The 20,321-nt window shown below is 31.5% G+C and carries 15 protein-coding genes and 1 tRNA gene; 8 read left to right on the forward strand and 8 right to left on the reverse strand.

All coding sequences use genetic code 11. The features are described 5' to 3' along the window. Window positions 1–4: 4 nt before the first annotated feature. Window positions 5–2,485 (reverse strand): DEAD/DEAH box helicase family protein, encoded by a 2,481-nt coding sequence (locus PHV37_06640; protein ID MDD3237759.1) that lies wholly within the window; start codon window positions 2,483–2,485, stop codon window positions 5–7. 159 nt (window positions 2,486–2,644) lie between these two features. On the opposite strand from PHV37_06640, the gene PHV37_06645 reads away from it, so the two are divergent. The 3 genes from PHV37_06645 to PHV37_06655 all read left to right on the forward strand — a co-directional run bounded on the left by PHV37_06645 (window position 2,645) and on the right by PHV37_06655 (window position 5,769). Next, entirely contained in the window at window positions 2,645–3,004 is a 360-nt protein-coding gene (locus PHV37_06645; protein MDD3237760.1) for a MerR family transcriptional regulator, read from the forward strand. 288 nt (window positions 3,005–3,292) lie between these two features. Continuing rightward, on the forward strand, window positions 3,293–4,309 hold the full coding sequence (locus PHV37_06650; protein MDD3237761.1) for a hypothetical protein: 1,017 nt from the start codon (window positions 3,293–3,295) through the stop codon (window positions 4,307–4,309). Next, entirely contained in the window at window positions 4,306–5,769 is a 1,464-nt protein-coding gene (locus PHV37_06655; GenBank protein MDD3237762.1) for a hypothetical protein, read from the forward strand. The genes PHV37_06650 and PHV37_06655 overlap by 4 nt, the downstream gene beginning before the upstream one ends. 514 nt (window positions 5,770–6,283) lie before the next feature. On the opposite strand, the gene PHV37_06660 is transcribed toward PHV37_06655, so the two are convergent. Further along, window positions 6,284–7,069 (reverse strand): glycosyltransferase, encoded by a 786-nt coding sequence (locus tag PHV37_06660; GenBank protein MDD3237763.1) that lies wholly within the window; start codon window positions 7,067–7,069, stop codon window positions 6,284–6,286. Window positions 7,070–7,389: 320 nt separating this feature from the next. Then, window positions 7,390–7,466 (reverse strand) — tRNA-Pro (locus tag PHV37_06665). Window positions 7,467–7,614: 148 nt separating this feature from the next. Here PHV37_06665 and PHV37_06670 point away from each other — a divergent pair. The 4 genes from PHV37_06670 to PHV37_06685 are packed head-to-tail and all read left to right on the forward strand — an operon-like array spanning window position 7,615 to window position 10,971. Then, a complete protein-coding gene (locus PHV37_06670) occupies window positions 7,615–8,295 on the forward strand; it encodes a metal-dependent hydrolase (protein ID MDD3237764.1) in 681 nt (226 codons plus the stop codon). Beyond that, complete coding sequence (locus tag PHV37_06675) at window positions 8,295–9,293, forward strand: DUF3326 domain-containing protein (protein ID MDD3237765.1); 999 nt, start codon at window positions 8,295–8,297, stop codon at window positions 9,291–9,293. Before PHV37_06670 ends, PHV37_06675 begins: the two co-directional genes overlap by 1 nt. Then, entirely contained in the window at window positions 9,290–10,087 is a 798-nt protein-coding gene (locus PHV37_06680; protein ID MDD3237766.1) for a hypothetical protein, read from the forward strand. Before PHV37_06675 ends, PHV37_06680 begins: the two co-directional genes overlap by 4 nt. Window positions 10,088–10,101: 14 nt before the next feature. Continuing rightward, window positions 10,102–10,971 carry a hypothetical protein gene (locus PHV37_06685; GenBank protein MDD3237767.1) on the forward strand — a complete coding sequence of 290 codons (870 nt, stop codon included), beginning with the start codon at window positions 10,102–10,104 and terminating at the stop codon, window positions 10,969–10,971. Between the two features lie 13 nt (window positions 10,972–10,984). On the opposite strand, the gene priA is transcribed toward PHV37_06685, so the two are convergent. The 5 genes from priA to ileS form a co-directional block, all read right to left on the reverse strand. Then, the gene (gene priA / locus PHV37_06690; GenBank protein MDD3237768.1) at window positions 10,985–13,459 is read right to left on the reverse strand and encodes a primosomal protein N'; all 2,475 of its coding nucleotides are present in this window, start codon (window positions 13,457–13,459) and stop codon (window positions 10,985–10,987) included. Next, window positions 13,449–13,700: a transcriptional coactivator p15/PC4 family protein gene (locus PHV37_06695; protein ID MDD3237769.1), complete on the reverse strand. Its 252-nt coding sequence runs from the start codon at window positions 13,698–13,700 to the stop codon at window positions 13,449–13,451. The genes priA and PHV37_06695 overlap by 11 nt, the downstream gene beginning before the upstream one ends. Window positions 13,701–13,712: 12 nt before the next feature. Next, the gene (locus PHV37_06700; protein ID MDD3237770.1) at window positions 13,713–15,980 is read right to left on the reverse strand and encodes a hypothetical protein; all 2,268 of its coding nucleotides are present in this window, start codon (window positions 15,978–15,980) and stop codon (window positions 13,713–13,715) included. An 84-nt stretch (window positions 15,981–16,064) separates the two neighbouring features. Next, window positions 16,065–16,370: a hypothetical protein gene (locus PHV37_06705; protein MDD3237771.1), complete on the reverse strand. Its 306-nt coding sequence runs from the start codon at window positions 16,368–16,370 to the stop codon at window positions 16,065–16,067. Window positions 16,371–16,487: 117 nt separating this feature from the next. Further along, window positions 16,488–19,328, reverse strand: coding sequence for an isoleucine--tRNA ligase (gene ileS / locus PHV37_06710; protein ID MDD3237772.1), 2,841 nt, complete (start codon window positions 19,326–19,328; stop codon window positions 16,488–16,490). A gap of 118 nt (window positions 19,329–19,446) precedes the next feature. Here ileS and dapB point away from each other — a divergent pair, with 118 nt between their 5' ends. Further along, window positions 19,447–20,241 (forward strand): 4-hydroxy-tetrahydrodipicolinate reductase, encoded by a 795-nt coding sequence (gene dapB, locus PHV37_06715; protein ID MDD3237773.1) that lies wholly within the window; start codon window positions 19,447–19,449, stop codon window positions 20,239–20,241. The last annotated feature ends 80 nt before the right edge of the window (window positions 20,242–20,321 follow it).

Here is a 20,321-nt window from a genome sequence, read left to right on the forward strand (position 1 = left end):
GAGGTTACATATATTTATTTAGAACGATATTATCTTTAATGTATTCAGGCAAAGTCGCTCTAAAACCGTTCAAATGTTTATAATCTTCCATCGTGAAGCCTGCGTAAAAATTCAACTCTTGAAACTTTTTGCATTCAATAATATTTCTAAATTGTCCGTCAGTTGCGTACGCTTTTATAAAATTTTTGATATAGGGAACATATTCAGACTCAGGTTTGTAAATAGAAATGTACTTGTCACATTCATCTTCAAGCAATTCATCTTGGTTCTTAAATTTATTAATAAGTCCAAAAGCACGTTGCAAAACTTCTATCCAAGAAAGTCGTCTGTCAAGATTCTCTGATTTTCTCAACTTATCCAAAGTAACAAATAAATTTGGTTTGTTTTCGTATTTTTCTTTTACAATATGTTCTGCTTGTTGCCAATCTTCATTATTTACAGCCGTTTTAATATCCTCATCTTGTGTAAATGTTTCTTTTGCTTGTTGGAATAATTCTCTATCAATTTTCATTCCATCAAGTCCGATAGATATTTCCTTTAATTCTTTTAATTTATCTGGGTCAAATATTTCAAGAGTTTCTAATGGAGGTTTTCCACCACCTGTTCCACCTTCGCCACTTCTTTCTCTTGGAAGTTTTAATTCTTCATCATAATTGAATTCGTGTTCAAAATATTCACAATTTGCGAAGAAATCAAAGAGTTTAAAATATTCTTTTTCTTTGTATTCAGTCGGTTTTGTTGTAGGGTATTTAAAAGTGTTTTTTCTTGTACCACGACCTTTTATCTGAACAAAATCGGTAGGTGAGAAAATTGGACGCATTAATGCTAAGTTTAAAATATTTTGGCAATCATAGCCTGTTGTCATCATTCCGACAGTTACACAAATTCTTGTTTTTGAGGATTTATAATCATCTAAAAATCTTGAGTTTCCGTTTAAATTATCATTAGAAAAATATGTTGTCATATCTTGAGCTGTAGGCACACAAGATGTAACTTGAACTGCAAAATCAGAGTTATACTTACCTTCCCAGATTTTGTGCGCCATTTGATTTAATATTTGTGTAATTTTTGCACAATGGTCTTGGCTTACGCAAAATACAATCGTTTTACCAAATTCACCGGAAATAGGGTCTTTTAATCCATTTTCTAATAATGTTTTACAGAATTGAATATTTGTATTTTCTGAGAAAAATTTCTTTTCAAAATCTCTTGCAAATACTTGTTGTTCTTCCTCGTCCCCGTCATCAGTAATCTGTACAACCGAATAACCTTTTTCTGAAAGAATTTCTGTTGTAATTTCAGTTCTGGCGTCAACAACTTTTGGATTGATTAAAAATTTATCTCTAACACCATCAAGCAAGCTATATCTAAAAGTTGGTTCACCACTTTCGCAGCCAAAAGTTTTATATGTATCAAGTAAAATTCTTCTTTCCAACGCCTTAGGGTCTTCAAATTTTAGTTTTTTAGTATCAACATTTCTTATATAATCTTTTGGTGTTGCAGTTAATCCTAATTTATAGCCGATGAAATATTCAAATACTGCCCTTGAATTTCCTCCAATGCAACGATGGCTTTCATCAGAAATTACAAGGTCAAAATCGGTTGGAGAAAATATTCTTTTGTACCTATCATCAACTAAAAGGCTTTGAATAGTAGTAATTACGACTTCTGCTTTTCGCCAATCGTTTCTGACTTCTTTATAAATTACACAAGTATAATCTTTTAAATAATCATCAAAATTCTTTTTAACCTGTTTTTCAAGTTCGATTCTATCAACCAAAAATAAGACTCTTTTGGCGTTCCCTGTTTTTAAAAATAATTTAATAATACCTGCAGAAGTTAATGTTTTACCGGTACCTGTTGCCATTTCAAATAGAAATCTGTTATTATCCTCTTTTGCTGATTGCTGTAATGCTTTTATTGCATTGATTTGGTAATCTCTTAAAAGTCTATAACCATTATCAAAACAGAATTTCTTGCGTTTTGATTCATCAATATAATCAGGTTCTTTTAGCAAATTCGGATTTTGCATAAGTGCAACATATTCTTTTGTAATATTTTCAAAATACAAAGTCTTAGTATTGGGCTTGAAACCTGTTCTTTGCTCTAAGGATTCTTGCGTAGGCATTGATGTTATAATTTCAGGATTACCGATTTCGATATCCCAAAGATAATGAATATTTCCGTTTGAAAGAATTACAAACCTAATATTTTGACTCATTGCATAAGCTCGTGCTTGGTCTTTTGCAAAAAGCGGATTTATATCTTCACGTTTTGCTTCTAAAACACAAAGTGGGAAACCTTTAGAATCAAACAATAAATAATCTAAAAGTCCGGTTTTAAACTTATCATCTCTTTTTATTTTGGTTGAATATTCTAAATCGACATTAGCTCTGCCTTTTTCATCATCAATCAAACGCCACTCAGCATCTTCAAGTAATTTATTAATTTTTATTCTTGCTTTAGCCTCAGATTCTGTTTTCATAAACACCTATTTAGGATTAAGTATAGTTATATGAATATCACAAAAACTAATATTTTAATACCTAATTTAAAATATGTAAATATTTTTGTTTTCAAATTGTTTCGCAACTAAATTGAAAACAATTTCTGTAGCAAATAACATGCTAGAAAGTGAGGTGAAATGTTAGATTTAAATAAACCAATATTAAAAGTAAGCCAAGTTGCAAAAGAAATAAACCTATCTGCTGATAGATTAAGAACTTATGATGAAGAAAAATTGGTTATTCCATATCGTGAAAATAATAATACACGATTATATAGTTATAATGATGTGTATTGGCTAACAAGTTTGAGAAAATTAATAGGGAAAAATAATCTTTCAATATTAGGTTTTAAAGAAATTTTACGTCTAACATATTCAATATCCGATTCTGATTTTGAAAAATTTGTAAAAAGACAGAAAAAAGATTCTATTTGGCACATTATTGCCGACATGCGCCAAAATCCTAATTATTTGAAATTGAAAGAGTTTTATAGTTAAATTTTTACTTAAAAACATTTATGAAGCTAAAATAAAAAAACAGGAAAATCAAAGGGGCATTAGGGTTTATAAATTATACGATTTAACCTCTGCTGAAGTCAAAATAATCGACAATAACACTAAAATATTCAAAAAATATTTTAATTATGAAATAGATGAAAAATAAAATGATATTTTTTATTAAGAATAACATTATAATAATATCAATATTATTTCTATTACTATTGTACATTTAAAGAAAAATTATTATACTAATAATTTATAAAATATTTGTTGTAGAATTTTACTATGGTTAATGTAAAAAAGACAAAAAAGAAAACAAGAAATGCCTCAGCTTCGATTTTTGGTTGGGATTTTCAAACAAATGCTGCAATTTTACTAATGCTTGAAAATATAAAACGTGCAGATAGTGTAAAAGTAGAGAGCCAAACTGAAGATATAGAAATAAAATTAACAGACGGAAACATTATATATTCCCAAGCAAAATCAATACTAAATGCAGATGATACTGCAAATTTATCAAAAAAGTTAAAAGATGCAATAAAAACTTTAAATGATGCGAGCAAAAATGATAACGTTGAAAAATTAATATATATAACTAACCATTCTAATCCGTTAAGTGATCAATCTACAGTTGGCTATTTTAGTACAACATCCCAAATTCCTTATATAGATTTACCGAAAAAATGCAGAAACAAAATTGATAAAATTATTAAAGATGGTAAATATGATATAGATACAAATAAAATATATATTGCAGTTTTACCTTTTATCGGGAGTGAAGAAAATAATCGGTACAAAGAAATAAAAAGGGCCGTTTTTGAATTTATAGGTCAACTTAATATGATAACTAATATAGATAGTAAGAAAATATTAGATACATGGCAAAAAGAATATTTTTTTAATTCTACTGTTCCTGATGACACAATTACAATAACAAAGAAAAAGATGATGTGGACATTGATTGTTCAAATGTGCGAAATGGATATAGGGGATGAAATTCTTGAAGATTGCGATTCTGCTCAAATACAAGAAATAAAAAACAATTACAATAGCATTATCAACATAATGTCTGATGACTTCTCATTGGTTTCCAAAGTTCTTGGAAAGTATTCTGATTATAAAATTAAAGGAGAAGGGAATTTACAGTCTTTTATTAGGACAAAATACAAAGATTTTGAAAATGAATTTATAGATAATTATTTATCTACGGAAGATAGAAAATGTTTAATTCAAATCATATTAAAAAAAATTATTTTAAAAAGATTTCATATAGAAAAAATAAAGGAGGCTGCTAATTTATGAATATAGAGTCTCTTAAAATCCAAAAAGGATTATTTCATTGGTTTTTTAATTTTAATTCTATTGTTACACTGATAAATAGTGAAAATAATAGTACGGGCAAAACGACTCTTTTACGGTTTTTACTTTATGCAATGGGTTTTTCTATACCGAGTACAAAAGGTTTAAAAATGGAAGAATATACTTGTTATTTGAAGGTAACAAGCGATTCAAATGAGCATTTTGATATTACAAGAACACAAAATTATTGTTCTTTAAAAATGATTGATAATAAAATTGAATATTATTCGTTGCCGGCAGATAAAGATATTTTATTATCAAAAATTTTTGGTATAGAAAATTTAAATATAATTAATAATATACTCGGAATAATGTATGTTGACCAAGAAAAAGGTTGGACTTTACTTAATAGGGGCGTTGTTATTGGTAGTAATCATTTTAACATTCATAATTTTGTACAAGGTCTTGGTAATATAGATTGCAGTGAACTTTATAATAATTTAAATTATTTAACTTATCAGTTAAATAAATATAAGAGTATGTTTGATGTTGCAAATTATCAACTACAAATCCAAGACATAACCCAAAGTAAAAAATACGACTCCTTAGATGATGAAATTAATAAAAAAATCGTAACACTTCAAATACAAAAAAAGCCACTCGTTTTGGAATTAGAAGAATTAAAAAAGGTTTTAAACAAAAATAAAAATTTCAAAAATTATATTTCAAAGATGCAATTATCTGTTCAAAATAAAGATGGTATTAAAATCCCAGTTAATGCTAAAACAATTATTGGTTATACCGACAATAATGAATATATTTCAACAAAAGTTAATATATTAAAAACTCAAATCGTAAAAATTGATAATAAAATAAAATTCTTAATTAATGAAAAAAAACAAGTAATGCCGTTAATGTCTGTAAAAACTCTAATCGAGCAATTTGATAATGATATTTCAAAAATCAATATAAATTATAATGCTGTAAAAAATATGATAAATAAAATTAATATAGAGAAAAGAAATATAGAAACAGAAATAGACATTAAAACTAAATCCGAAACTGAAATAGTTAATATGCTAAACAATATTATAAGAAAATATACGGAAGAATTAGGCGTAAACTCTTCATACCTTAGTCCGAGAAAGGACTATATTTTTACATCTGATTTGAAAAGTTTAAGTGGTGCAGTTTTTCATAAAATAGTGTTTGCTTTTAAATTAGCTTATGTATTTTGCTTAGAACAATATGCACATATAAATATTCCTATAATTTTAGATTCTCCTCGAGGAAAAGAAATAGATGATTGCAACATTGAAGAAATGATTAAGATTTTAAAACGTGATTTTAGCAATCATCAAATTATTATTGCTTCTATTTATAAATACAATTTTAGTAAAATTAATTTTATTAACCTGAATAATGGTTTATTAGAACTAAATAGTCAATATTTTATGAAATAGAGTTTAAAACAACATATATCTTCATCTCAAAGTTAATTTTATATCAATAAGACTGATTAATTAAATTAAGATTTAGCGTCCAAAAAGTTCCGAATATAAAATACCGGCTATCTTACAAATGAAAATTTGAATAATTTACGCCTGTTATTATTTTAAGCTACATATCTCTATCTCAAAGTCAATCTAATATCATTACAACTTGTTTATTACAGTAGCCAATCTATGTGAACAAATATGGTTGCAGCATTCCAGTTTTTTCATTACACAACTCTTTTATTAATTCTAAATCTTTTTACATATTTTTGATTTTGCTTATCTCTAGAGATAATTTTTTATTTTTTCCAATAGGCAATTTAAAGTTTACGATTTTTTTGATTTTTATCTTTGATGATTCAGGCTTTTGTTTTTGTAGCCAATCATTTAAAAATGGTGTTTTTACTAAAACCTTAAAGAATTCATCTGCACGAGTGCAATCGGGATTTTTCCATGGTTTTATTTGTGTCGCATAATGCAGTTAAATTGGATGTTGCATAGCGTCTTTAATATCTTGTGCTGTATGAATTAGGTCATTTTCAAAATCTTCATCCGTTTTATATAAATCATAAACATAAGTGCAAACAACACTGTTAAGCGGCATTAATTTTATTTTAGGATAACAACATAAGTTAATAACATCTTGCTCCGGCTGCATAATTCTATATGCGTTTTTTGTGGCACAATCTATAAAATTTTCCCCCATATTATCTCTACGCATTTTACTTAAATTAAAAATATAATATCCCGCACTAACCAAAATTTGGCTTTGTTCTTCTTCTGAAAAATTTTTTTCATAATTGCTCTTTACACATTGATAAACCCAGCTATTTTTTTTAAGTGCTCCTTTGCACCCTGCAAAATAAAAATCCTCATTTACATCAAAATCAATATAGGTTTTTGAAATATCGCCAAGCCAAACAACATCGACATCTGTGATAATAATTTTTTCATATTGCGGAAAAATACTTGCTGGTAAAAATTTGTAAAACATTTCTTTTGAATAATGTCCTTTAATGTTTAAGTTTTTCCACAAGTTATCAAATTTGTTTTCCATATTAATAAATTCTAATGTTGCGTTTAAAAAAGGGGCGATTGTTTCTTGTAATTTTTTTTGATTTTCTTGTGTAATATCTGTATGCAAAACATATAATTTATAATTATAATTTTTATCAGCATTATCAAGCATTGAATAAAAAGACACACTGGCAGGCAGTGCATAATTGTCATCAAAACAGTGCATTACTGGAATTATTTTATTGTTCATTTCGTTTTTTCCTCCAATTATTTGTATAGGTGGATATTTGATTGTAGAGCTTTATTTCATCATCTTTTTTAAACCAATAAATTAAAATATGATTAGTTAAGTATAATCTAAATAGCATCTTACATCTTTTACTATGTTCTCGGCAAGTTTTTGATAGCGTTCATAAACTGTCGGGAATTCTAAGAAACCTCTAAAAATAGTCTTGACAAAGAGCACACTATAGTAGTGATAAATTTCCGAGCTCCCCAGATAAAACTTTGTTTAACGGATAGGTTCAATTTGATTTATATAGAAAAAAGAGCCCGAAAGCTCTTTCTTAATGGTCGGGATGACACGATTTGAACGTGCGACCCCCTCGTCCCAAACGAGGTGCGCTACCAAGCTGCGCCACATCCCGTAACAGTTATACTCATTTTAGCAATAACATATAATTGCGTCAAGCACATTTTTAGATTTATATTCTATGGTAAGCTTTTATTATTATCAATAATTTGGTATAATCACAAACGTATGATTAAAAAGAGAGAGCTCAAGAGGTTTTTATTTTGACAAACGAATTACGATACATCGGACACAGTGCATTTTACATAAAAACAGAAAATAGCGGCATATTAATTGACCCCTTCATCTCCCAAAATCCATACGCAAAATTCGATTTAAACCACAACAAAATTACACATATTATACTAACCCATGGGCATGGTGACCATTTGGGCGATGCCATCCCAATTGCAAAAAAAACAGGTGCGACAATAATTGCAATTTTCGAACTCGCAAATTATTGTGCCCAACGTGGGGCAAAAGCAATGCCTGTCGGAATGGGAGCTGAATTAAGTTTTGAATGGGGAAAAATGATTTTCGTACCGGCTTTTCATTCAAGCTCAACTCCAGACGGTCAATACGCAGGAATGCCGACAGGTGTAATTTTTGAAATTGATGGTGTAAAAATCTATCACGCTGGCGATACAGCTTTAAATACAGAAATGAAACTTATAGGCGAACTATATGAACCATATTATTCATTACTCCCTATTGGCGGACTTTTCACTATGGGGATAAACGAAGCCGCTATGGCTGCAAGAATGCTAAGAACAAAGGAAGTTATCCCTATGCACTACAACACCTTTGAGGCAATAAAAGCAAATCCGACAGAACTTGAGGTTTTACTTGAAAGACAAGGACAAAAAGCTACAATTTTAAAACCAAACGAGGCTGTTGAATTATAATGCCATACAAAAAATATAAAAATAAATTATCATTATTTATTGTACCAACCGGAATTGGGGCAAGTATAGGAGGATATGCAGGTGATGCCAGTCCATACGCCCAAAAAATCGCTAAAACATTCCCGCTAATTGTAAACCCCAATGTTGTAAACGCTGCCTGTTTTTCAGGAATACGTGAAAACATGTTTTATGTAGAAGGTTGGTCAATTGGTCAGTTTATGAAAGGTAATTTATCACTAAAACCATCTACTAACAACTCAATTGGCATAATCTTTGATAAAGCAATTTCAAATGGAATTTTAAACATCCATTTAAACACCATTGGTGCCGTAAAAACCGTTTATTCCTGCAATATAATGGGGTACGAAATCACAGAAGAAGAATGCGGAATTGAATATTTCATGACGCCGGCCGGAGTTTCATCGGGGAGAGTGCAAAACAATGAAACAATGCTCAAGGCTGCAAAAAAATTAATTGAGAGAGGAGCTCAAACGATTGCAGTGGTTTGCAAGTTCGAAGAACCACCTGAAGACAATTACAAATTCGGCAATTCTCCTGATATAGTAGGAGGAATTGAGGCGATAATATCACATTATCTGACAAAAGAATTGATGATACCCGTAGTACACGCACCTGCATTTGAAGAAATTGATATAACGACTGATCTTGTAGACGCAAGAGCTTCAGCTGAATACATAACTCCTACTTTTTTGCCGTGCTTATTGCTTGGACTCCAAAATGCACCTCTTATTTTCAATGGTTACAATGATTCTTTATTAAATTGCAATGATATCCGCTCAATTATAGTTCCTCACACGGCTATTGGCTCATCAGTTGTCCTCGACGCTATTGCTAAAAACATTCCGATACTTGCTGTCAAAGAAAATTCTACCGTACTTGATATAAACGATTGTGCTTTAGACCTTCAAAATGCTATAATAGGAGTTGATAGATATAAAGATTGCTATAATTTTTTAAGAGAGGTTATTCCGACATGATGAACAATAAAAAAGCCGTTTCTTTAAGCGAACTTCTTATAATGATTTCAATTCTAATTATAGTTTCAACCATTGTTGTTATTTGGGTAAACCCATTCGTTCCTGACTATCAAGCAAACTATTATCAAACCTTTGGCAACTTAAAAAAAGTTGTTTCAGAAATGATTTCATTATCACCTGATAAAAAAATGAAAAAATCCGATAAAGAACTTTGCTCCAATATTTTAAATGCAATTGACACAGAAGGCTCAGCTGACACGTGTGAAGCATTGTACCCTGCAAATATTAAAGAACCGTTCCTATCACTTAATGCTGAAAATATTGTTGACCCTACATTTACTCTTGCTAACGGACAACGCTACTATTTGTCCCCGATTGTCGAAACAGAGGATTATTATTATAGAATTTTGGCGATAGATTTGAATGGAGCTAAGGCACCAAATAAACCGGATATCGATATTGTTTCTTTCGTTATTTTTGAAAACGGAGAAATTCTACCACTTGGCGACGCTGCGGAAAATCAAGATTACATAAAAGTAAAAGTAAAAGTTTTTAACATTAAAAACGATAAAAATCCTGTTTATGTACTTAAAGATACAAATAAAAAAACAGCTCTAACTTATAGACAAGGATATTGTGCGGCTGATACACCTTCAATATACGGCGATTATTGTAAATCTAATGTGTCTTATAAGATAAAAAGAGACATAAATAATGATTGTTTACGAACAAACAATACTAAAACATTTTGTCAGGTAAATTATGTCAAACCGTTGTATAACTTACGAAAATAGGGTACTATATTAATATGCAGATTTGTAAGTTTTTAAAGAATAAATGTGCTTTTACTTTGGCTGAAGTTTTAGTAATGCTTCTACTAGTTGGCGTATTAGTTTCTTTAGGGACTCAAGTCGTTGTACAAAGGCAAAATAACTATAAACACCTATATATAGCTGCTTACAAAAACCTTAAAGACATTGCAGGCGAAATGGTTGCAACAAGTCCAACAAAAAAGATTTCTTATGGGTACACAGAAACAGGAACAACTGTAAATTTTTGCCAAAAAATGGCAGATATATTCAGTACAGAAGCAGGTACAACACCTTGTTCAAATACTTATAACAATGTGACCAGTCTTACTACACCTGATAAGCCCTCAATCGTTTTAATTAACGGCATGAGATTATATATACCTACTGCGTTCGTTACACCGGGTACAACTAATTATTTTAATGAGCAAGTTGCTTATATTGCAGTTGATTTAAACGGTGAAAAAGGACCAAACCAGATTGATTCCCAATCTTACACAGGAAAAAGGACTCCCGATATCGTCTTTTTTGCAATAACAGATGGCGGAGTTGTAATGCCGATGTCCCCCTTAGCTGATGACCCCAACCACTTCTTAGCCAATGTCCAATTATGCACATACGAAAACGGATGTAGCACGGATTTAACTAAAGATTTAAAATATACTTATCTCCCAATAAGAGAAGCAATAAGTAGAGCTGCCGAGTTTCCATCTCCTATAAGTGGTACAAAGGCTTACAATAACGATACGTCAACCTTCTTTAAAAAAAGTTATACAGTTGATACAGACTGTGAAAAAACAAACACCACAACATTTTGTAGAGTTTTACCAATATTACCGTTCTTTAGCGAACTGGATTTGGCTATATAAAACATAAAAACTTTTATAATATATCAATCGGGTCAATATCAACTACGAGCTTTATGTCCTGCGGAAGCTTAATTTTTTGCAAGAATGAAGATATAAAAAAGTGACCTTTTTTATCCATTTTATTTTTTATAAGTATTTGAAAACGGTATTCATTGTTTATTCGCTCCAAAATACAACTTGAAGGTCCTAAGACAATAAGCCTTTCTGAAATACCGTGTTTATCAATAATTGTATTGAGTCTTAAAACTATCTCTTGGGCAGATTTTTCAGCTCTAAAATTATTTTCTGAGCTTATTACTATTTTCAAAATTTGACTAAAAGGAGGATAGTCAAATGCACTCCGAGAGTCTATTTCTTCACTGTAGAAAGAAGAATAATCTTGTTCTTTAGCAGTTTCAATAGCATAAAAATCGGGGTTATATGTTTGAAAAAAGACTTTTCCTGAAAACTCACCCCTACCGGCTCTGCCTGCAACTTGGGTAAGGAGCTGAAATCCACGTTCTGAGGACCTATAATCAGGAAGATTAAAACTTGAATCAGAATTAATAACCCCAACCAATGTAACATTTGGATTGTCCAAGCCTTTTGCAATCATTTGAGTACCAATTAAAATATCAATTTCACCGTTAGAAAACTTATCCAAAATGTCAATATGCCCACTTTTAGTAGTCAAGACATCAGAATCAAGACGGTCAATTCTAGCATCTGGAAACAATTTTTGAACGATAGATTCTACTCTTTGTGTACCTATACCATAGCCACGAATTGCGTCTGAACCGCATTTAGGGCAAACTGCGGGCATTGGACCTTGATGGTTACACCAGTGGCATTTTAATATTTTTTCAGCTTCATGCCATATCATCGGGATTGAACAATTAGGACATTCAATAATTTCACCACAATTTTTACATAATATTTGCGTAGAAAAGCCGCGTCTATTCATTAAAAGCATTGTTTGTTTATTTTCTGATAAATTATCATCAATTGCTCGAATTAAAGTTCTCGAAAAAATACTTTTATTTTGCTTGATAAACTCATCTCGCATGTCAATGATTGAAACCTTTGCCATTGGTGCATCATTAAACCGCTTTGTTAAAGTAACTAAATTGTTTGTATTCTTTGCAAAATAATATGTTTGCACATCAGGTGTAGCACTACCGAGAATTAAAGCAGAATTATAGAATTCAGCAAGTTTTGAAGCAACAGTTTTTGCATTATATCTTGGAGCAGGCGAAGTTTGTTTATAAGAAGCCTCGTGCTCCTCGTCAATTATTATCAATCCGATATTTTGGAGGGGAGCAAATACAGCTGAACGTGCACCTGCTAATATTTTTATCTCATTGTTTCGAAGCTTTTGCCAAACATCATATCTCTCGCCATCTGAAATACTGCTATGCCAAATAGCAACATCATTAATTCCAAACCTTTTTGCCAAACGTCTTGTTAATTGTGAAGCCAATGCAATCTCTGGTGCTAAAAACAATACATTTTTTCCTTGTTTTAAGACTTTATCGATTAATTTGAAATAAACTTCAGTTTTTCCTGAAGCAGTAACACCATATAACAAAATCGGAGACGTTTCGTGATTATCAATTTTTGACTCAATAAAAGAAAAAGCAGAATTTTGTTCCTCATTTAACTCGGGAGCTATCTCTTTATTTGATATTTTCAAAATATTTAACGGGTTTCTGTAAACTTCTACATCAAAAAACTCTGCAAAACCTTTTTCTACAAGTTTTTTGGTAGTAACACGAGAGGTACCAAAATCTTTTTCAAAGTCAATAAGTTTAACTTGTTTTTCTTTTTCCAATCCATCCAAAAGCCTTAATTGGGGCTTGGTTGCCCCGTCTTTATGTATAAATTTTATGTACTTTTCGTATTGAGTTTTTTGAGTATTCTCATCTAAAATGTTTTCAATTTTTATAAGATTAAATTTTTCAAGTTTTCTTACAGCTCTATAAAACTTTGAATAAGGGATTTTAACATGTTTTTGGACATAAGAAGCAGAATTTGGCGTATCTAACTTCAAAAAATTAAATATCGTTTCTTCCTCCTTAGAAAGTTTTATAGTTGCGTCATATTCAATTTTGGTGATATTTCTTTTATTTTGCTTAAAGAATTTCATAGGAACGGCAAGTGCAAGAACCGCTGCCAAATCACAACAATAATAGTTGGCGACCCATTCTAAAAGTTTTAAATATTCAAGTGAAAAAACAGGTCTTTTATCAAGAATTTCAACTATAGACTTTGCTTTAATATTGGAATCAAGATAATTAGAAAACCCAACAACAAAAGCATTTACAAGCCCCTTAGTGCCAAATGGAACCAAAACAGGAAGCCCGATTTTCATATCTTGTTGTAACTCATCAGGTATTAGGTAACTAAAAGTTCTCGTGCCTAAACCAGCTATATCAACAAGAGTTAGGGCATATTTATATAATATGCCCGTATTTATATTATCAACATGTGTTTCAGGATTATTCAGCATTTTCTTCTGACATTAACTCTTTTTTTGCTTCTTCAATAGCATCTTTTAGTAAATCAAGATTGTCAGGAGATACGGTAACACCTTTTTTTGTAGGATTCCAAGTTGCACCATCGTCGGTAGTATAATAAATTCTCATATCAAGGTAGCTTTTTCCTTTATATGAATTTATACCGATTTGTAGTTGTTCCGTAGCATTTCTCGGAATAGTTGCCAACAATTTTGGTTCAGTCGCAGTAGTCATATTTCCTTCTTTCTATAAACCCAAAGTTTTTTTGTAATCAGGGATTTTAAATATTGTGTTATTTGCATCTTTGTCTGTAAACTTTTGATATTCTTCCATTGAAATATCTTTTGCGTTGTCGTATAAATTTTTATCCATCAAATTATTATATTTTTCAGTCAAATCACCTGAATAATTTCCAAGTTTTTGAGCATATTTTTTAATGTCTTCTTTGTTTTTACCAGCCCCGTATGCCTTTGTTTTTGCGTCAGTACCAGATGGGCGAATTTCGATAAATTTGTCGTCGAACTCAAGATATGTTCCATCACCAACGAATTTTATATCAATTAAGTTTTCAAATTTCAAATCTTTAAAAGTGTCGGATAAAATAACTTTCACATCATCAACACCAATATTTCCACGATTTTTCGCAATAGCCATAGCCAAATAGAACAAATCATTTTTAGTTCTTTTAGCTTCTCCAATAACTTTTGATTCGGTTAATTTTTGAATATCAGGTTCAGATTCGTTGTAATAAGCGATATCTTCACGAACGTCATATCTACCTATTATTTCATTTTCATCAAATAAATTAGATAAAGCTTGAGAGAACGTTTCATTTTGTTTTTCAAGTTTAGCAGCTAACGCAGAAGCCACAATTATTGCCTCTGTCGCACTTTTTTCTCTCATTGCAATAGCAACTCTGCCAGCTTTTGATTTGATTAATTCTTCTGCACCGATAATCATTCCGCCTGATTCTTCGCCTGCAAAAATCACTCTCGGATTTTTTCCAAGATTAGCATCATTGCCGAATACATCTGTAATAACTACATCTTCATTTGGGAAATCGGTAATTTGTTTTTCGACTTTTTTCATAATGTTAGCAATTTCTTTGAACCCTACAGGGACATTGATAACTTTAACATCATTGGCTTTAGCCCACTCATCCCAAGATTTTGCAGAAGCAGTAGTTTTTATTATAAATCTTGGATGGTTATTCCATTGACCTGATTCTTTAAGCTGTTTTGCCCAAAAGTCCATTATTAACAAGAATGATTGATTTGCAGTCAATATTGAAAGAACTCTGCCTTCATCCAATTTAACATAATCAATTCCGGCTTTTTTAATTTTATCTATATTTTTTTCATTTTCAATTTGAGCAACTGTTAATCTGTCATGGTCCGGGTCTGTAATAAATACAGGCGTTGAAACAGAAAAATCTTTTAGTTTTTCATCATATTTAAGCGTTTTAATAACAGGGAAATAAGGATTTCCTTCTTTATCTTTAGATAAAACCGTCGCATCAACCGAATAATCATAGAAGCACTTATTGCCCTTCGGATCTTCATCATATTTGCCTATCCCGTGGAAAAAAGCATCTTCTTCAATATTCATCCAAACATATTTGTCTGAAATACCCAATTTTTCAAGCAATTTACTCAATGTTCGATAAGCACTTCCTCCGACATTTTCAATCACAATTTTTTCTTTTAGTTTTTTTATGAGGTCTATATTTTCAATGTTCGCAACTCCGTTTTGTAAATATTCTTTGTATAAATCAATACCGTCATTTATAGATTTCATAAAGGAATCATTAATATTTTTATCATCATTTGCAGCAATTTTTATTTCGTAAGAGCCATCTTTTTCGACTTTTTCAAAAATTTCTTTAATTTTATCAACAAATCTCATTGATTCTTCAGGCAAATATTGACTACCTTGAGAGTTCAAGTCTTTAGTTGCATTTTTCACACTGATACCGTGACTGGAAGTAATATACTCGCCACCCATAAGGTCCAATTTAAATGCGAGAAAAGAAGCCATCCAAATAGGCATTGTTTTACGTTCAAAAGTTGTTAAGGTTTCGATGTCTTGAGCGGCTTGAATTCTGGCAATCAAGTCAAGAAATTTTTCCGAATTATATCGAACTTCTCTGCCGACCAATTTTAACATTTTTTTGCCGTTATATCTATCTCTTGCCACTAATGCCTTTGCATAAGTCGCAAGCATAACACCTATTAAGTTAATAGGGAAACGAGAATCATGAGGATACAAAATATTTTGAGGTCCTCTGATTCCTGCAGTTGAAACTGCCGCTTCTTTGGCATAATTTTTAAACCAACTATTTAAATTCAAGCCCTCTGGATTTTTATCCTTATCATAAGGTTCCAAGTGCTCTTTTTTTAGAGTAAAGACAAATTCATCAGGATTTGAAATGTCTAATATATTGTTATTTTTTATATAATCAGGTGTATTTTTTTCAACTGATTCAAATAATTTTTTTTCAAGTTCGTTTTGCATAGAATATCCTTGTGTTTATTATCTTTCGCAAACACAATGATATCATAAAACAACTCAAAAAACTAAATATACCTTAAATACTAATTAACAATATATAGCTTTTTGAATATCTGATTTATTTTCGGAATTAAAGATTGAACCACCTAAATTTATACTGTTATCTTGAGGCTTAACTCCATTCGCTTCCAAATATTTATTATATGCGGCTTTTGCTTTTTTAGCATTTGTCATATTTATATCCATATCCGTCATGCCTGAGTTTATACCTTCTTTTTTACAAAATTCATTAAAAGTCATAACTCCTTCCGGAAGTTTTTGACCTGACAACATTTTTTTAGAAAGCTCTTTGTCTTTCCCAAGCATACCGATAGAATTTTGTGTATTGAGCATATAGTCCCCCTTAAAATTAAATAATCCCCTATATATCAATTAAGGTTATTTTGCATAAAAAATTTACAAGATTTTCCAATCTTGTAAATTTTTATTAATATAAATAAATAGAATAGATTAAACTTGATAACTTATAGCATCATAGCAATCTTGACATATTGTAGGATGTCCCTCGACCGTACCAAGTTCTCTATATTTCCAGCAACGTTCGCATTTTTCGCCAAGTGCTTTTGTAACATAGATTTTATATCCGTCTTCTTCAAGCTCATTCATTGTTCCATCAGGTTTTTTATCCGCCAAAATTGCTTGAGAGGTAATAAATATGTTGCATAATTCATTTTCATATTTTTGAATTAAATCTTTTTTGTCTGTTTCAATCCAAACTGCAACCTCTAAAGAACTTCCGATTTTTTTATCCGCTCTTAAAGGTTCAATAGCTTTAGTTGCGATTTCACGAAGTTTTAAGATTTCATTAAACTCAGCATCTAAATCATTATTTTCCCATTCAGGCTTGAATTCTGGCCAATTTGTAAGAAGCACACTTTCTAAACCGCCTTTTTGAGAATCTGGAACGCTTGTCCAGATATCTTCTGCTTGATGAGGCATTACCGGCACTAATATTTTAGTAATAGCTTGTGACATTTCATACAATACTGTTTGACAAGCTCTTCTTGAAAGGGATTTTTTACCTTGAGTGTATAATCTGTCTTTTACAATATCAAGATAGAATGAGCTCAAGTCAATAGCTGCAAAGTTTTGCAAATGTTGGAAATATTTATAAAATTCATAACTTTCAAAAGCTTCGGTAACATTTTTAATCAAAACATTTAGCTTATGAAGTGCAAATTTATCAATATTTTTAAGTTCATCATAATTCACATAATCAACTGACGGGTCAAAATCGAACAAATTACCCAATAAAAATCTTGCAGTATTTCTGGTTTTTTTGAAGATTTCAACAAGCTGTTTGATAATATTGTCACCAATTTTGATGTCATTTCGATAGTCGACAGAAGCTGCCCACAACCTCAAAATATCAGCACCATAGTTTTTGATTATATCATCAGGTCTGATGTAATTTCCAAGAGATTTGGACATTTTGCGTCCGTCTTCGCCGAAAACGAACCCGTGAGTCAAAACTTGTTTATACGGAGCTTTTTCTTGAGTTGCGATTGATGTCAATAATGATGACTGGAACCAACCTCTGTGTTGGTCAGAGCCTTCAAGGTACATATCAACCGGAGTATGTCCAAGCTCAGCGTTTCTCTTTTCAACAACTGCTTTCCAAGAAACACCGGAATCGAACCAAACATCCATAATATCTTTTTCTTTAGTAAAATGAACGCCACCACACTTAGGACACTTAAAGCCTTGTGGCATAAGTTCTTTTTCAGAATATTTAACCCAAGCGTCAGAGCTTTCTTTGTCAAACATATCTGCTACATGATTAATGGTTTCATCAGTAACAATAACCTCACCACAATCATCACAATAGAACACAGGAATAGGAACGCCCCAAGCTCTTTGCCTTGATATGCACCAGTCTGTACGACCTTCTACCATGTTAGAAATTCTACTTTCTCCTGAAGCCGGTATCCATTTAACGTCTTTTATAGCTTTCAAAGTTTGATTTCTAAATTTGTCCATTTTCACAAACCATTGATCTGTGGCTCTGTAAATGACAGGGTTTTTACATCTCCAACAGTGCGGATAGCTGTGAGTAATATCTTGTTTAAAAACCAAAGCACTTGTAGACTCAAGCTTATCCATTATAATATTGTGACCTTTATAATAAGGTACACCAAGCAAATCATTGTCATTAAAGTCTTTAGACTCAACCCAGATACCTTTAGAGTTTAACGGTGAGAATGTTTCAATTCCATATCGTTGGCAAGCTTCCCAGTCTTCAAGACCGTGTCCAGGAGCTGTATGAACGCAGCCGGTACCTGCTTCTAAAGTAACGTGGTCGCCTAATATAATCGGACTTTTTATATTTGAATATAACGGGTGGGTAGTTTTTAGATGTTCAAAATCAGCACCTTTACCGCCGCCAATTGACTTAACTTCATTTTTGTCCCATTCAACGGCTGAAACAAACGTATCTAGCAAATCGGTTGCGACTAAGTAATTTGCCCCCTTATACTCAAAGATTGTATATTCTAATCTTGAATTTAGACAAATCGCTCTATTTGATGGGATTGTCCAAGGAGTTGTTGTCCAAATAATCGCATATAAATCATTGTTTGAATTTACATTTGCAACTTGGTAGGCTTTAGCTTTCTCTTCTTCATCAAATTTGAATCTTACATAAATTGAAGTTGATGTAATGTCAGCATATTCGACTTCTGCTTCTGCAAGTGCCGTTTCACAAGAAGCACACCAATATACAGGTTTTTTACCTTTTTCGATGTAGCCTTTTTTGAACATTTCGCCAAAAACTCTTATTTGTTCAGCTTCATATTCAGCTGCAATAGTCAAATAAGGATGTTCCCAATCACCCCAAACGCCTAATCGTTTGAATTCTGATTCTTGTCCTTTTAGATTTTTAAGAGCAAACTCTCTGCATTTAGTTCTAAGTTCAGCCGGAGTTAAAGCTTCACGTCCACCTTTAATTTTTTTAACAACTGCATTTTCAATAGGAAGTCCATGTCCGTCATAACCGGGTACATAAGGAGCATAATAACCTCTTTGGGATTTATATTTAATCAAAATATCTTTTAAAATTTTATTGAGAGCAGTACCAACGTGGATTTTTTCAGAGCTCAAATACGGAGGACCGTCATGCAAAATAAAACTTTTTGTTTTATCTCTTTGAGCAAGGTTTTTTTCGTAAATATTATTTTCTTCCCAAAATTTTTGAGTTTGAAGTTCTTTTTGAGTAGCATTTGCACGCATTTGTAGTGAAGTTTGCGGCAAATTTATTGTATCTTTGTATTCCACTTTTGTACTTTCAGCCATAATTCCCTCTTTATATCATTTCACTATGTCTAATATTTTATTACAAAAACTGTTAATTAGACAATTTTATTGATATAATCATTGCGAGATATTTAAAAAAGTTACAAGAGGTAAAATTATGATAAAAGTAGGCGTAGTTGGTTCACTGGGAAAAATGGGACGAGAAGTTGTAAAAGCTGTCACCGAAGCAACTGATATGGAGATTGTCTTGGCTATTGACGTAGTAGGTGAAGGCATCGATATCGGAGCGGCTGTTCTCGGCAAAGAAAACGGCGTAAAAGTCACTTCTGAATTAATTAACGCTATAAAAACAATTCAACCTGATGTCATTGTTGATTTTACGCAACCTGCCACTATTTTTGAACACGTAAGCCTTTATTTGGCTAACCATACAAAATGTGTAATCGGAACTACGGGACTAAACGAAGACCAAATAGAAAAACTTAAAAAAATGTCAGAAGGCTTTGAAACTTCTTGTTTTATTGCACCTAATTTCACAACAGGTGCTGTCTTGATGATGATGTTTGCAAAGCAAGCCGCTAAGTATTTTAATAATGCTGAAATTATTGAACTTCATCACAATCAAAAGAAAGATGCTCCCTCTGGAACAGCTGTAAAAACAGCACAAATAATGGCTGAAATAAACGAAAATTTTGCAACAGGAAACTGTCCTGAAAAAGAAACAATTGAAGGTGCAAGGGGTGCAAATGCAGCTAATAACATACATATTCACTCTGTGAGAATGCCGGGATACATAGCATCTCAAGAAGTCATCTTCGGAGCTTCAGGACAAATATTGACAATTCGCCACGATTCTATGGACAGAACTTGCTACATGGCAGGCGTTTTAATGGCAATCAGATACACAATGGATAAAACTGAATTCGTCTATGGTTTAGACAACGTAATGTAACGCAAAATTCCTTAAAATAATATATAATAAACTTGTTTTTAGACAAAATTTAAGGCATAATCGTTCTTGTACGATTTTAT

This window comes from Candidatus Gastranaerophilales bacterium, assembly GCA_028693235.1.
Taxonomy (GTDB): domain Bacteria; phylum Cyanobacteriota; class Vampirovibrionia; order Gastranaerophilales; family Gastranaerophilaceae; genus JAQUVW01.

What these genes read in the sequence shown, in the direction of transcription:
- PHV37_06640 (MDD3237759.1), bottom strand. Translation starts at nt 2,485, where the DNA reads ATGAAAACAGAATCTGAGGCTAAAGCAAGAATAAAAATTAATAAATTA.
- PHV37_06645 (MDD3237760.1), top strand. Translation starts at nt 2,645, where the DNA reads ATGTTAGATTTAAATAAACCAATATTAAAAGTAAGCCAAGTTGCAAAA.
- PHV37_06650 (MDD3237761.1), top strand. Translation starts at nt 3,293, where the DNA reads ATGGTTAATGTAAAAAAGACAAAAAAGAAAACAAGAAATGCCTCAGCT.
- PHV37_06655 (MDD3237762.1), top strand. Translation starts at nt 4,306, where the DNA reads ATGAATATAGAGTCTCTTAAAATCCAAAAAGGATTATTTCATTGGTTT.
- PHV37_06660 (MDD3237763.1), bottom strand. Translation starts at nt 7,069, where the DNA reads ATGAACAATAAAATAATTCCAGTAATGCACTGTTTTGATGACAATTAT.
- PHV37_06675 (MDD3237765.1), top strand. Translation starts at nt 8,295, where the DNA reads ATGCCATACAAAAAATATAAAAATAAATTATCATTATTTATTGTACCA.
- PHV37_06680 (MDD3237766.1), top strand. Translation starts at nt 9,290, where the DNA reads ATGATGAACAATAAAAAAGCCGTTTCTTTAAGCGAACTTCTTATAATG.
- PHV37_06685 (MDD3237767.1), top strand. Translation starts at nt 10,102, where the DNA reads ATGCAGATTTGTAAGTTTTTAAAGAATAAATGTGCTTTTACTTTGGCT.
- priA (MDD3237768.1), bottom strand. Translation starts at nt 13,459, where the DNA reads ATGCTGAATAATCCTGAAACACATGTTGATAATATAAATACGGGCATA.
- PHV37_06695 (MDD3237769.1), bottom strand. Translation starts at nt 13,700, where the DNA reads ATGACTACTGCGACTGAACCAAAATTGTTGGCAACTATTCCGAGAAAT.
- PHV37_06700 (MDD3237770.1), bottom strand. Translation starts at nt 15,980, where the DNA reads ATGCAAAACGAACTTGAAAAAAAATTATTTGAATCAGTTGAAAAAAAT.
- PHV37_06705 (MDD3237771.1), bottom strand. Translation starts at nt 16,370, where the DNA reads ATGCTCAATACACAAAATTCTATCGGTATGCTTGGGAAAGACAAAGAG.
- ileS (MDD3237772.1), bottom strand. Translation starts at nt 19,328, where the DNA reads ATGGCTGAAAGTACAAAAGTGGAATACAAAGATACAATAAATTTGCCG.
- dapB (MDD3237773.1), top strand. Translation starts at nt 19,447, where the DNA reads ATGATAAAAGTAGGCGTAGTTGGTTCACTGGGAAAAATGGGACGAGAA.